Raw genomic sequence first — 14,228 nt, 5'->3', positions numbered from 1 at the left:
GATAATCACAGCTAATCATAGCCCCTTATCCATCACTTCCCGCAGCCAGCCGCAGCGCATTTCCGGCACCGCCAGCAGCAGTTGCTGCGTGTAGTCGTCCAGCGGCGGTGACAGCGCTTGCGCCACCGGCCCTTGCCGGACAATGCGCCCCTGGCGCAGCACCGCCACGGTATCGGCCACTTCCCGCACCACGTGTAAATCGTGGGTGATGAACAGGTAGGCGACGCCGGTTTCCTGCTGGATCTGGCGCAGTAGCGAGAGCACGTCGCGCGCCACCAGCGGGTCCAACGCCGATGTCGGTTCGTCGCAGACGATAAGCGACGGCTGCGCCGCCAGCGCGCGGGCGATACATACCCGCTGTTTTTGACCGCCGGACAGCGCGGTGGGATAACGCTGCGCCATCTCCGGCGGCAATCCGACCTGATGCAGCAGGTCGTTCACACGCGAACGTCGCGTCGCGGCGTCCAGTTGGGTCAGGCACACCATCGCCCGCTCAATCTGCACGCCGATCGGCAGACGCGGGTTGAGCGCGGTATCCGGGTGCTGGTGAATCATCTGGACAGCTTGCAACTGGGCGCGACTGCGCTGCGCCAGTCGCGGCGGCAAGGCGTCGCCATTCAGTCGAATCTCACCGCCCGCCGGAGCCAGCAGCCCGCACAGGGTACGCCCAAGCGTCGATTTGCCGGAGCCGGATTCGCCGATCACCGCCAGTGTGCGTCCGCGCGCCAGTTGCAGCGACACGTCCTGCAATACCGGCTGTTGCTGGTAACGGGCATCAAGATGGCGGATATCCAGCAGGACGTCGCCGGTCGCCGGTTGCGGCGTTTTCGGCTCGCCGCGCGCCTGTAGCAGCGCGCGGGTGTACGCTTCGGCTGGGTTTTCCAGCAATGGCGCGGTGTCGCCGGTTTCCACCTGACGGCCGTGACGCAGCACCATGATGCGGTGGCTGATTTGCGCCACCACCGCCAGATCGTGACTGATATACAGCGCGGCCACGCCGGTCAGGCGGATAATATCATCGATGGCGTTGAGCACCCCGAGCTGGGTGGTGACGTCCAGCGCGGTGGTCGGTTCGTCAAAAATAATCAGATCGGGGCCGGCGCACATCGCCATCGCGATCATCGCTCGCTGCAACTGTCCGCCGGACACCTGATGCGGGTAGCGCTGGAAAAAGATCTGCGGTTCCGGCAGCGACAACTGTGCAAACAGTTCGATCGCCCGCGCGATGGCCTGCTGACGCGACAGCACGCCGTGGCGTACCGCCGTTTCAATCACCTGCTCGCCGATGCGCTGCGCCGGGTTGAACGACGCGCTGGCCGACTGCGCCACATACGCGATGCGCGCGCCGCGCACCCGCCGTAACTGCCGCTCCGATAACGCCGCCAGGTCGCTGTTGTTATCGCCGTTCTGAAACCAGATATGCCCGCTGTCGATACGCATGCCGTGACGGCAGTGGCCGAGAATCGCCTGGCCGATGGTGGACTTGCCCGCGCCGGACTCGCCAATCAGCCCCAGCACTTCGCCTTTATTGAGGGTAAAGCTGATGTCCTGCACCAGCGCCCGACCGCCCGCCGTGACGCGCAGATGTTCAACCCGCAGCAACTCACTCATGACGGCCTCCGCGCCAGTTACGCCCATCGCGGCTCAGCAGCCAGTCGGCCACCACATTGAGCGACACCGCCAGCAGGGCGATAGCCGCCCCCGGCACCAGCGCCGCCCACACGCCAAACAGAATGCCGTCTTTGTTGTCGCGCGCCAGCCCGCCCCAGTCGGCGGTCGGCGGCTGGATCCCCAGCCCCAGAAACGACAGCGCCGACAGAAACAGCAGGATGAAGATGAAGCGCAGCGCGAACTCCGCCACCAGCGTGTTGCGCGCGTTCGGCAAAATTTCGCGCCACAGAATCCAGCCCATCGACTCGCCGCGCATGCGCGCCGCTTCGATGAACTCCTGCGTGGCGATATCCACCGCCAGCGCACGCGAAACGCGCAGCACGCGGGTGGCCTCCAGCACGCCCAGCACCAGAATGATGATCAGCGTGCTTTTCGGCAGCATCGCCAATACCACCAACGCCAGAATCAGCGTCGGGATCGCCATCAGCACGTCGTTAACGCGGGAAATCAGTTGGTCGACCCAGCCGCCGCACACCCCGGCCAGAAACCCCAGCCCGGCGCCCAGCACAAACGCCAATGCGGCCGCCAGCGCGGTCACCGCCAGCGAAGTGCGGGTACCCCAGACTAAACGGGAGAACAGATCGCGCCCGATATTGTCGGTGCCGAGCCAGACCTGCGGCATCGGCCCCAGCCAGGCGCCGCCGACCACCTTGTCGGCCGGGTAAGGCGCAATCCAGGGCGCAAACAGCGCCACCCCAATAAACAGGCCCAGCCCCAGCAGGCCGAACGCCACGGAAGGTTTCACAGCAGGCATGTACAGATATCCATTCGGTTGACGGTATTACCGCCGGGCATGGCGCAAACGCGGATTCGCCATCAGCGATACCACGTCCGCCAGCAGATTAAGCAGGATGTAAATCGTCGCCAGCACCAGCGCGCAGCCCTGAATCACCGGCATGTCGCGCTTGCTGATGCTGTCGACCATGTACTGCCCCAGCCCTGGGTAAACAAACACGCTTTCGACGATCACTACCCCCACCATCAGATACGCCAGATTGAGCACGATAACGTTGATGATCGGCCCCCAGGCGTTGGGCAGCACGTGGCGCAGCAGGATAGCGGAAGGCGACATCCCTTTCAGCAACGCCGTGTCGACATAGGCCGCGTTTTGAGCGCCGATCAACGCCGCGCGGGTCATGTTGCTCATGTGCCCCAGCACCGCCAGCACCAGCGTCAGGCACGGCAGCGCGATGGCGGTCAGATGCGCGCCGAGCGGCATACCATCGTTGACGCTGCTGTTGCTCGGCAGCCAGAACAGGGTGATGGAAAAAATCAGAATCAGCAGGTAGCCGGAGAAAAACTCCGGCAGCGCCACCGCGACGCGGGTAAACAGGTTCAGTAGCCTGTCCAGCCAACTGCCCTGATAACGCACCGACAGAAAGCCGATCAGCAGCGCCAGCGGCACCGCAATCACCGCCGTGCACCCGGCCAGAAACAGCGTGTTTTCCAGCCGCCAGGCCAGCACCGGCGCAATGCTCTGACGGCTGGTGAAGCTGTGGCCGAAATCGCCGCCCAGCACGCCCCACAGCCAGCCGAGATAGCGCGAAACCGCCGGCTGATCCAACCCCAGTTGGGCGTTCAGCGCCCGCACCGCTTCCGGCGTCGCCGTCTGCCCCAGAATGGCGGTGGCGGCGTTGCCCGGCAACAGTTGGATACCGGCGAAAATCAGCGCCGATACCACCGCGATCATCGCTACGCCCGCCAGCAGACGCCGCAGAATCAGCGTCAGCAGCGGGTAGCGCTCGGTCCATCGGTAAAGATCGGTCCATCGGTGAAGAATCGTCACGTTACCCGCCTCAGGCCAGCCACACTTTTTCCGCCGCGCGGTTGCCGCTCAGCGGGAAGCCCGGAATGGCGGTCAGCCCTTTCACCTTATTGCTGCAGGCATCGAGCGCGTCAGCGTATAGCGGGATGATTTCGCTGCCCTTGTCCACCAACATCACCTGAATGTCGTGGTAGATCTGACGACGCTTTTCTTCGTTCACTTCACCGCGCGCCGCCTGCACCAGTTGGTCGAAGCCGGCGTCTTTCCAGGCGGACTCGTTCCACGGCGCCTGACTGGTGAACACCAGCGACAGCAGTGCATCGGCGGTCGGACGCACCGACCAGTTGGAGGAGACGAACGGTTTTTTCATCCACACATTGTCCCAGAAAGCGTCGTCCGGCACGCGCTCCACATTCAGCGGAATACCGGCTTTCTGCGCAGACGCCTGATACAGCTGGCCGGCGTCCACCGCGCCGGGGAAACCGGCATCGGCGACCGACAGCGTCAGCGGGCCGCTGAAGCCGGCTTTCTGCCAGTGCCATTTGGCTTTTTCCGGATCGTACGGACGCTGGGGAATGTCTTTGGCGAAATAACGGTTGGACGGGAAAATCGGGTTGTCGTTGGCTACGCTGGCGTAGCCGCCCAGCACGGTGTCGATGATCTGCTGGCGATCGATGGCGTATTTCAGCGCCAGCCGGCCGTCTTCGGTGTTGAACGGCGCCACATTGCCGAGGCCGGGGAAAGTGAAAATCTGGCTGTCGCGCGAGCGCAGCAGTTGCAGGGTCGGCATGTTCTGGATACGGCCGACGATGCGCGGGTTAACGCGGTTAATGATGTGCGCCGAGCCGCTCACCAGCGCCGCCACGCGGGCGGTGGAGTCGTTCATCGCCAGCGTTTCGACCGAGTCGACGTGGCCGCGTTCGCTGTTCCAGTGATTCGGGTTACGTTTCACCAGCGTGCGCACGCCCGGCTGGAAGCTCTCCAGCATAAAGGCGCCGGTGCCGATGCCCTTGTCGAAGCTCTCGTTTTCCGGGGTAATGGCAAAGTGCACGTCGCTCAGCAGCGCGACGAATTCCACGTTCGGCTCACTCAGGCGGATAGTCACTTCGTGACTGCCGGTGGCGTCCATCGCCATCACCGGGTCCAGATAGCCTTTCACCGACGAACTGGATTTCTCGCCGCGGTGATGGTTGAGCGAGTAGATCACGTCTTTGGCGCCGAGCGCACGGCCATCGTGGAACTGCACGCCTTTGCGGATGTGCAGCACCCAGGTGCGGCCGCCGTCTTTGCTGTCCCAGGATTCGGCCAGCGATGGCGCCAGTTCGCCTTTTTCGTCCAGTTCCAGCAGGTTGTTGAACAGTTGGGAACCCACGAAGTACATATAAGTCTCGAACCAGAACGCCGGGTCGAGGCGGTCGGTGCTGGAGGCGTTGTCCACGCCGACAATCAGGTGACCGCCCTTTTTCGGTTGTTCACCGCCTTCCGCCCCCCAGGCGGCGCTCAACGGCCAGCCGGTAGCGGCCGCGGCGACAGACAGGGCGCAGGCGCTCTTGATAAAATGACGACGATTCATGTTGTGTTCCCTTCGTGAGTGTTCATCCATTATGAATACGGATGATTATTATCCCCGTCATACTTCAAGTTGCAGGTGCGTTGGCTTTCCTGTAGCTCGAATTATTTAGGGGACATATCGTTATATTTTTCGCCGCCATCAGGACTGACGGTGAAATGCCTGCGCCAGACGGGCGATGTGCTCCGGGCCGATGCCGCAACAGCCGCCGACCAGCGACGCCCCCTGCGCCACCCATTCCTGCGCCCATTGCAGGTAACCTTCCGGGTGCGTGTCGGTACGTAAACGGCTCAGCCCTTCGTTAGCACCGCGCTGGTTATCTTCCGGCTCGAAGGCGTTGGCATACACGCCCACGCCGATATTGGCGGGCTGCGCTTGCAGCACCACGCTCGCCTGCGCCACCGCCGGCGCCATCACTTCCGGCCGACTACAGTTAAACAGCACATTGGCGGCGTGCAGGCGGGCAGCCGTTTGCGCCGCGTCCGTCACGGTTTCGCCGGAACGCAGGCGGGCGTGGCCGTCGGCATCCAGTTCATCCTGCAACGTAAACGACAGCCACAGCTCGCGCGGATCGCTCGCCAGCAGCTCGCGCACCAGCGTCACCTCCGCCAGCGAACTCTGGGTTTCCGCCAGCCACACATCCACGTAGGGATTCAGGGCGTCGATGAGCGTTTTCAGAATCGGCGTCGCCGCGGCGGCGTCGAACAGATCCGGACGATAAGAACCCAGCACCGGCGGCAGCGAACCGGCGACGCGCACCGAATGCGCAGCGGCATCCGCCGCCTGACGGGCCAGTTGCCCGGCCAGCGCCGCCAGCGCCTGACCGCGCGCGTTGAACACCGCCTCGCTGATATGGAAAGGCACCACGGCGTAGCTATTGGTGGTAATCACCTGCGCGCCGGCGGCAATAAAGCTGTCATGCACCTGCCGCACATGCTGCGGCGACTCCATCAGCGCCAACGCCGACCACTCCGGCTGGCGAAAAGGCGCGCCGATGCGTGCCAGTTCACGCCCCATTCCCCCGTCCAGAATCAGAACGTTGTCTGCCATCGTCTTTCCTTATCGCGTAAAAAAATTTCCCGCCACCATACAAAAAACCCTATATGGATGTCTAGATGCCTTGATAGCCAAAAAGCACAGACTGTCGTCAGGCCAGTGATGACGGGGCTGCATCACGGCCGGTCACTTTTGTGCGTTATTTGTACAAGACTGATTTATCTACGATGCCGGAATTTCCTTGAGCCAGGTCAATTTCGGCGCAATAAAACCGGGTCCCCTCCCAGGCGAATTCAATATATAGTGTCTATCCTTTTACAAGAACCTACATATTGTGTTTATCCACAAGAACATCCACAGCCTCCGCATCCGTTGTCAGCCGCGGCTTCCGCCTGTGGATAACATCAACAAAGGAAGAACACCGAGGAACAACATGAAACCAGTAGTGATTAAACGGGACGGATGTCAGGTACCTTTTGACGAAAACCGAATCAATGACGCAGTCATCAAAGCGGCAAAAGCTGCCGGCGTGGATGATGCGGACTACTGTGCCACCGTCGCCGGCGCCGTCGCTCAGCAGGTGCAGGGAAAAGCGCGCGTTGACATTCGCGAGATTCAAAACGTGGTGGAAAACCTGCTGATGTCCGGCAAGTACAAGCAACTGGCGCGTACCTATATCGAATACCGCCACGATCGCGATGTGGCTCGTGAGCGTCAGGGGCGGTTGAATCAGGAAATCCGCGGACTGGTGGAGCAAAGCAACGTCGCCCTGCTCAACGAAAACGCCAACAAGGACAGCAAGGTCATCCCTACCCAGCGCGACCTGCTGGCGGGGATTGTCGCCAAACATTACGCCAAACAGCACATCCTGCCGCGCGACGTGGTGCTGGCTCACGAACGCGGCGAGATCCATTACCACGACCTCGACTACTCGCCGTTCTTCCCCATGTTCAACTGCATGCTGATCGACCTCAACGGCATGCTGACGCAGGGTTTCAAGATGGGCAACGCGGAAATCGAGCCGCCCAAGTCCATCTCCACCGCCACCGCGGTCACCGCGCAGATCATCGCGCAGGTCGCCAGCCATATCTACGGCGGCACCACCATCAACCGTATCGATGAAATTCTGGCGCCGTTCGTCACCGCCAGCCACGAGAAGCACTGCGCCGTGGCGCGCGAATGGCAGATTCCGGACGCCGAAGGCTACGCGCTCAGCCGTACCGAGAAAGAGTGCTACGACGCTTTCCAGTCGCTGGAGTACGAAGTCAACACCCTGCACACCGCCAACGGCCAGACGCCGTTCGTCACCTTCGGTTTTGGGCTTGGCACCAGTTGGCAATCGCGGCTGATTCAGCAGTCGATCCTGCGCAACCGTATCGCCGGACTGGGTAAAAACCACAAGACGGCGGTGTTCCCGAAACTGGTGTTCGCCATCCGTGACGGCGTTAACCACAAACCGGGCGACGCGAATTACGACATCAAGCAACTGGCTCTGGAGTGCGCCAGCAAGCGCATGTACCCGGATATTCTCAATTACGACCAGGTGGTGGAAGTCACCGGCTCGTTCAAGACGCCGATGGGCTGCCGCAGTTTCCTGGGGATATACGAAGAAAACGGCGAACAGATCCACGACGGCCGCAACAACCTGGGCGTCATCAGCCTGAACCTGCCGCGCATCGCGCTGGAAGCCCACGGCGACGAAGCCCGCTTCTGGCAATTGCTGGACCAGCGGCTGCTGCTGGCGAAAAAGGCGCTGATGACGCGTATCGCGCGGCTGGAAAATGTAAAAGCCCGTGTAGCGCCTATACTTTATATGGAAGGGGCATGCGGAGTACGCCTGAAGGCGGACGACAATATCGCCGAGATTTTCAAGAACGGCCGCGCTTCCATTTCGCTGGGTTATATCGGGGTGCATGAGACCATCAACGCCCTGTTCGGCAATCAGGTTCATGTGTTCGATGATGAAACCCTGCGGCAGAAAGCGGTGGCGATTATCGCCCGTTTGAAGGCCGCGACCGAAAGCTGGAAGGAAGAGACCGGTTATGGTTTCAGCCTGTACAGTACGCCAAGCGAAAACCTGTGCGACCGCTTCTGCCGTCTGGATACCGCTGAATTCGGCGTAGTGGCCGGCGTCACCGACAAAGGTTACTACACCAACAGCTTCCATCTCGACGTGGAGAAAAAGGTCAATCCGTACCAGAAGATCGATTTTGAGGCCCCTTATCCGCCGCTGGCGAATGGCGGTTTTATCTGTTACGGCGAGTATCCCAACCTGCAGCACAACCTCAGGGCGCTGGAAGACGTATGGGACTACAGCTACACCCGAGTCCCTTATTACGGCACCAACACGCCTATCGACGAGTGCTACGAGTGCGGCTTTACCGGCGAGTTCGACTGCACCAGCAAAGGCTTTACCTGCCCGCAGTGCGGTAACCACGACTCCTCGCGCGTCTCGGTGACGCGGCGGGTGTGCGGCTACCTGGGTAGCCCGGATGCGCGTCCGTTCAACGCCGGCAAGCAGGAAGAGGTCAAACGCCGGGTAAAACACCTTGCCAGCGGACAACTGGGCTGACAGTCTGCGCCGCGCTCCTTCTGGGCGCGCGGCCTCATGCACGACTGCGGCGTTAGGCTGATGCCGCCCGGTGGGCGGCCTTTTGGACGGTAATCGCTATGAACTACCATCAATACTACCCGGTGGATGTGGTCAACGGTCCGGGAACGCGCTGTACGCTGTTTGTGGCAGGCTGCGAGCACCAGTGCGCCGGCTGCTATAACCAGAGCACCTGGCGAGTGAACTCCGGGCACCCTTTCACGCAGGAAATGGAAGATCGCATCATCGCCGATCTGCAAAACACCGACGTACCGTTGCAGGGACTGTCGCTGTCGGGCGGCGACCCGCTGCACCCGCAAAACGTGCCCGATATCCTGCGGCTGGTGAAACGGGTGCATGACGAATGCCCCGGTAAGAATATCTGGATGTGGACCGGTTATCAGCTGGATGAACTGACGCCGGAACAGCGCGACATAGTGGATCTGATCAACGTGCTGGTGGACGGCCGGTTCGTGCAGGAACAGCGGGATTTGACGCTGATATGGCGCGGCAGCCGCAATCAGGTGATTCACCATCTGCGCTGAGCCGGCGGCGGGTACAGACACACCGCGTGGCGCAGGCATCGCTCCACGCGGATACCGTTAGATGAAAACGGCACATATATGGAAAACCGGCACACGGAAAACCGACGTCGGTTACATCGGTTCCGTCACCGTATCACGACGCCAAAGGTGCTTTTTTCCAAACCCCAGCGCGTTATCGGTCATTTTCATTTCATTGATCGACAGCTTCCAGACCGGCGCGCCGCTGCTGCGGGCAATCGGAAAGCGAACGTTATAGCGACTGCGCGCCTGCGCTTCTTCATCGCCGCTCAATCGGCTGATCTCGCCCAGAAACTGCACGCCTTTAATCAGCAGCACGCTCTTCGGCTGACCATTGACCGTGCCCGCCACCTGTGGGCATCGCCGCATAATCTCGCCATGCCTCGTATCCGGCTCCGTCATCAGATAAAAGGCGATCTGTTCATCATCAAACACATAAAAGCAGTTAGCACACCATAAATCGTCATCGTCGCTGACACACAGCGTCAGCACATGCAATTTCTTCAGATAGCGGGAAATAACTCCCAGGGTATTCTCTGCCTCCACGGCCCCTCTCCCGGTAGAACGTCGTTAATCCTTGCCTGACCGGATAGCATCAGTCCCTGTTATCACGAACTGCACATAATGCCACTTCCCGGGCAAAATACAGACCTGTTGCGCCGATATTTTGCCCGAGATTGATAGAAAAAACGGATAACGTCTTCACAGAAAGGGAAATTTTGGTGATGTTGGCGGTGGGTTGGATTGTCCGCTATGGTCACCAAGCAGACTAAATCAGGGCGTGGAATTTACTCAATTCTTTTACTGTTTGCGGTAAGCTCTGCCGGAGTAACGCATCAAGATACTCATCAACCGATTTAGGCGGTTTTCTCATGCTGTGACGCTGCCTGCTTACTGCGGATAACACAAGCGCCTGATTCAAATCGAGCAGGTCTGTGATGAAATCATCCGGGTGTAGCGCTTCAATGCCAAAGTTATCGATCTCGGGATGGGGAAAATCTTTCAGGTTAAACGTAACGATGATTTCAGCGTTACTGCGAATGGCGGCTGCAACCACATGCTGATCATCAGGATCAGGGAGCGTGATGCCTGGAATGAGCGCTTCAAACCCAGTAATCATCGCATCAGGAATAGCCTGATTCATCAGTACAATCCAAGCTCTTGGCCATGATCTGCCAACGCCTGCATTGCTCTACTGCTTTCATTATCCCTCTGGTGTTTATAGTCCATCAGGTCAGCGAAAAGCACACGGCGGTGGCGACCGGTTTTATGAAAAGGTAGTTTCCCATCCTCCAGAAGCTTCACCATGTGAGGGCGTGAAACATTCAGAATGTTGGCTGCCTCCTGTGTCGTTAATTCAGCATGAACAGGAACAACCTGAACCGCGTTACCCACAGCCAGCTCGCCTAAAATCGACATCAATAATGTCAGTGCCGACGTCGGTAATTCGACCTGACGAGTGTTGTTATCTGCATCCTGAATCGAGATTTTTTGTGTTTCCATCTTTGTGGAGAGATAGGCAGCAAGCTCCCTTTGTCCACGAACAGCCGCCTCAATCTCCCCCGGTGCCGGAAGGCTCAGGCTATCAAGAATTGAGTTTGTCATTTTGGGTATTCCATTTTCAGTTTGAGGTCTAGTGATAACCGTAACGGTTGCAATCAGACTATACGAAATAAACGAAAAGCACAACAAACGAAATAAACGAAACAACGCCGAGTTCGACAAGCAACCGCAGAGGTGCATGGTTTATCCCCGCTGGCGCGAGGAACACCTCGGCGGTAGGGTCGTCACGGGGGCGCTCAGCAGCCAAAGAACCCTGGCTTATTTTCAGCAGCACAGACGAGTTTAAGCCACGTGAAGTGATGAAAAATTAGCGGAGAATGTCCTGCGACACTCTCCGCTAATGTTAAGACGAACGGTGCTGAGCACCGTTCTTAACCACCTCGCCAACACCTACTGGAGTATGGTGTTGGTTTATTAGCGCTGATTTTATGGGGATCCCTCAGGACCTCCGTGGGGAAAAAGAGTCAACACAAATCCGGCGAGCCTGCTGCACACCTGAGAATATCTGCTATACAAATCACTGAGCATATCCGTTACGTCGAACATAAGAAAATCTGACAAACAGCGACAGAGAAACCCAGGAGTAAAAATGAAAAACTACAACATTGGTATTCGGCTATCCATCGGGTTTGGGATACTTATCGCATTTTCGTTAACCATGCTTGCCAGCGGCATCTATCAACTCCGCCAGATTAGCCAAAACGCGGAGCAGATTATGCAAATACCGCTGCGCAAAGAACGGCTGGTGGCGGACTGGGGAGCGGCTCTCGCCGCCGGCATACAGCGGGCCACCGCCACCGCGCGCAGCAGTGATGCCTCACTGGCGCAGGTGTTCGCGGCGGATAACGCCAACGCCACCAAAGAGAACAATGAGCGTGCGGCGCAATTTACCGCGCTGGTGTCTTCGAGTGAAGAAAAGGCCCTGCTGGATAACTTAAACACCAACCGTCAGGCGTACATCAAAGCGCGGGATGACATTTTCGCCGCCAAGTCAGCGGGAAACTCGGAACAGGCCAAGCAATTCTTTGAACAAAGATTGCAGCCTATCGCCATCGAGTACCAAAAAAGCATGAACATCTTGCGCGACTACCAGCGCACCAGCATTGACCGGATGCGGATGGACATTGCCGAACGCGCCAGTAACAGCTATTTCTTTCTCGGCGGGCTGGGGGTGTTGATTACCGTCATCGGTTCGCTGCTCGCCTGGATGCTGACCCGCAGCATTGTGCGCCCGCTGCAAAAAGCGGTACTGATAACGCATGCCGTCGCCAAAGGCGATCTCACCGCAGAGATCTCCCCGCAAGGCCGCGATGAACTGGCGCAGTTGCAATTCGCGCTAAAAGCCATGATCGCCCAGTTACGGACGGTGGTCGGAGAGGTGCGCGAAGGGGCGGAAGCCATCGCCGGCGCATCGTCGCAGCTCTCGGCGGGCAACCTGGACCTCTCGAATCGTACCGAAGAGCAGTCCGGCGCGCTGCAAGAAACAGCGTCCTCGATCGAACAGCTCACCTCGACCGTTCGGCACAATGCCGATAACGCCAGACAAGCCAGCCAGTTGGCGCAAGATACCGCCATTCAGGCGCAATCCGGCGGGCAACTGGTCAGCGAAGTGGTGCAAACCATGGGCGCTATCGATAGCTCTTCCAAAAAAATCGTCGATATCATCGGCGTCATCGACAGCATCGCGTTTCAGACCAATATCCTGGCGCTCAATGCAGCGGTTGAAGCGGCTCGCGCCGGCGAGCAAGGCCGGGGGTTTGCGGTGGTGGCAAGCGAAGTGCGCAGCCTGGCGCAACGCAGCGCCTCGGCCGCCAGAGAAATCAAAGAGCTTATCGGTCATTCGGTACAAACGGTGGACGCCGGGAACCAACTGGTGGAAAAAGCCGGCGCCTCAATTCAGGGGATTGTGGATGGCGTGCGCAAAGTGAGCGAGTTGGTGGGGGAAATCAGCGTCGCCAGTCAGGAGCAGTCGCTTGGCATCGAACAGGTGAATATGGCGATCAATAAGATGGAGCAAACCACCTTGCAAAATGCCTCGCTGGTCAGAGAAGGCAACACCGCCACGCAAGCCTTGCAACAGCAGGCCGAACAGTTAAAACAGGTGGTCAGCATCTTCCATCAGGAAGAAACCAGCCCCCGCGCTTATAGCGCACCCGGCAACAAACCCCGGCTTTCAGCCCCACCCGCCGCGAAAACACTGGCGTTAAAACCGGCGGCATCCTCGGGCAAGGCATCAGGCAGCGAGGACGACTGGCACGCGTTTTAACCCAAACCTGGGTAGTGGCTTTTCGTAACCGGCCGCCGATCAGGCTATCTTAATCAACGGGTTATCCCCGCTGGCGCGGGGAACACATCATTGAGCTGATGCGCAAAGAGGCCGCCCGCGGTTTATCCCCGCTGGCGCGGGGAACACATGCTGAGAAACTGAACGCACCGCGCCCCGGTCGGTTTATCCCCGCTGGCGCGGGGAACACATCGGTGGAACAGACAACCCGTTGTTGACGTGCGGTTTATCCCCGCTGGCGCGGGGAACACAGCGACACGTTTTCTGCAATGATGGCATCAACCGGTTTATCCCCGCTGGCGCGGGGAACACGCAGGTAAGTTTTGCCGTTAAGCTCGTGAATCTCGGTTTATCCCCGCTGGCGCGGGGAACACTGAGGGATAAAGGTGCTGGTCAGGATGTTACGCGGTTTATCCCCGCTGGCGCGGGGAACACTGTTACAGGAAGAGGAAGTTCGCCAGGAGTAGCGGTTTATCCCCGCTGGCGCGGGGAACACTCGGAAGAAATATATATCTGTCTTGCTGCATCCGGTTTATCCCCGCTGGCGCGGGGAACACTTACCCGCTCGGAATAAGTGCCGTTCGTAATCCGGTTTATCCCCGCTGGCGCGGGGAACACTTTTCCTGATTTTCCGTCTTGATACCGGTCAGCGGTTTATCCCCGCTGGCGCGGGGAACACGTTTTCAGACGAGCCTGGTCGGCCGCGATGAGCGGTTTATCCCCGCTGGCGCGGGGAACACTAGGATTGATGCGTGCGTTGTTCAAAAGAAGGCGGTTTATCCCCGCTGGCGCGGGGAACACGGGCAGAGGTGGCTACGGCCTGCGCGGTCGCTCGGTTTATCCCCGCTGGCGCGGGGAACACCGCTGTACCGCTACTGTGCTGTGTCTAGCGCACGGTTTATCCCCGCTGGCGCGGGGAACACACAGCCTCGGTGAGGGCGTACGCAGCAAGGCCCGGTTTATCCCCGCTGGCGCGGGGAACACGTTCATTGCCATGAGTACCAGCTACCTAGCATACGGTTTATCCCCGCTGGCGCGGGGAACACGCATGCTGGTACTCTGGATTGTATTTGGCGTACGGTTTATCCCCGCTGGCGCGGGGAACACTACAGCCCCGGTAATAACCGAATCAACGTATGCGGTTTATCCCCGCTGGCGCGGGGAACACACAGCGGTATCTGTACGGCAACAGGTAAACCGCGGTTTATCCCCGCTCTCGCGGGGAA

At 59.3% G+C, this 14,228-nt stretch carries 11 protein-coding genes and 1 CRISPR repeat array (1 of these 12 cut by a window edge); of the genes, 3 read left to right on the top strand and 8 right to left on the bottom strand.

The window, feature by feature from the left end:
* Window positions 1-15: 15 nt before the first annotated feature.
* From CVE23_RS02010 to CVE23_RS01990, 5 genes are all read right to left on the bottom strand, one after another.
* Window positions 16-1,611 (bottom strand): ABC transporter ATP-binding protein, encoded by a 1,596-nt coding sequence (locus tag CVE23_RS02010; RefSeq protein ID WP_100848754.1) that lies wholly within the window; start codon window positions 1,609-1,611, stop codon window positions 16-18.
* Window positions 1,604-2,425 (bottom strand): ABC transporter permease, encoded by an 822-nt coding sequence (locus tag CVE23_RS02005; RefSeq protein WP_038917627.1) that lies wholly within the window; start codon window positions 2,423-2,425, stop codon window positions 1,604-1,606. Before CVE23_RS02005 ends, CVE23_RS02010 begins: the two co-directional genes overlap by 8 nt.
* 27 nt (window positions 2,426-2,452) lie before the next feature.
* A complete protein-coding gene (locus CVE23_RS02000; RefSeq protein ID WP_100850389.1) occupies window positions 2,453-3,451 on the bottom strand; it encodes an ABC transporter permease in 999 nt (332 codons plus the stop codon).
* Window positions 3,452-3,467: 16 nt separating this feature from the next.
* Window positions 3,468-5,009: an ABC transporter substrate-binding protein gene (locus CVE23_RS01995; protein WP_049855247.1), complete on the bottom strand. Its 1,542-nt coding sequence runs from the start codon at window positions 5,007-5,009 to the stop codon at window positions 3,468-3,470.
* Window positions 5,010-5,147: 138 nt separating this feature from the next.
* A complete protein-coding gene (locus CVE23_RS01990; RefSeq protein ID WP_100848753.1) occupies window positions 5,148-6,056 on the bottom strand; it encodes a homocysteine S-methyltransferase family protein in 909 nt (302 codons plus the stop codon).
* A 379-nt stretch (window positions 6,057-6,435) separates the two neighbouring features.
* On the opposite strand from CVE23_RS01990, the gene nrdD reads away from it, so the two are divergent.
* Both nrdD and nrdG read left to right on the top strand, forming a co-directional pair.
* Entirely contained in the window at window positions 6,436-8,574 is a 2,139-nt protein-coding gene (gene nrdD, locus CVE23_RS01985) for an anaerobic ribonucleoside-triphosphate reductase (protein WP_100848752.1), read from the top strand.
* Between the two features lie 98 nt (window positions 8,575-8,672).
* Window positions 8,673-9,137, top strand: a complete 465-nt coding sequence (gene nrdG, locus CVE23_RS01980; RefSeq protein ID WP_100848751.1) for an anaerobic ribonucleoside-triphosphate reductase-activating protein — start codon at window positions 8,673-8,675, stop codon at window positions 9,135-9,137.
* Between the two features lie 111 nt (window positions 9,138-9,248).
* Here nrdG and CVE23_RS01975 read toward each other — a convergent pair whose 3' ends face one another.
* The 3 genes from CVE23_RS01975 to CVE23_RS01965 all read right to left on the bottom strand — a co-directional run bounded on the left by CVE23_RS01975 (window position 9,249) and on the right by CVE23_RS01965 (window position 10,760).
* On the bottom strand, window positions 9,249-9,701 hold the full coding sequence (locus CVE23_RS01975; RefSeq protein WP_038917619.1) for a YhbP family protein: 453 nt from the start codon (window positions 9,699-9,701) through the stop codon (window positions 9,249-9,251).
* Window positions 9,702-9,924: 223 nt separating this feature from the next.
* Window positions 9,925-10,299 carry a PIN domain-containing protein gene (locus CVE23_RS01970; RefSeq protein WP_100848750.1) on the bottom strand — a complete coding sequence of 125 codons (375 nt, stop codon included), beginning with the start codon at window positions 10,297-10,299 and terminating at the stop codon, window positions 9,925-9,927.
* Window positions 10,299-10,760, bottom strand: coding sequence for a helix-turn-helix domain-containing protein (locus CVE23_RS01965; RefSeq protein ID WP_100848749.1), 462 nt, complete (start codon window positions 10,758-10,760; stop codon window positions 10,299-10,301). Before CVE23_RS01965 ends, CVE23_RS01970 begins: the two co-directional genes overlap by 1 nt.
* 547 nt (window positions 10,761-11,307) lie before the next feature.
* On the opposite strand from CVE23_RS01965, the gene CVE23_RS01960 reads away from it, so the two are divergent.
* Window positions 11,308-12,984 carry a methyl-accepting chemotaxis protein gene (locus CVE23_RS01960; RefSeq protein ID WP_100848748.1) on the top strand — a complete coding sequence of 559 codons (1,677 nt, stop codon included), beginning with the start codon at window positions 11,308-11,310 and terminating at the stop codon, window positions 12,982-12,984.
* 57 nt (window positions 12,985-13,041) lie between these two features.
* A CRISPR array of direct repeats spans window positions 13,042-14,228; the repeat unit is 29 nt; unit sequence CGGTTTATCCCCGCTGGCGCGGGGAACAC (it continues 308 nt past the right edge of the window).

Source organism: Dickeya fangzhongdai, assembly GCF_002812485.1.
GTDB classification, from domain to species: domain Bacteria; phylum Pseudomonadota; class Gammaproteobacteria; order Enterobacterales; family Enterobacteriaceae; genus Dickeya; species Dickeya fangzhongdai.
The sequence above is the reverse complement of the archived record's forward strand: the minus strand, read 5'-3'. Positions and strand labels throughout refer to the sequence as shown.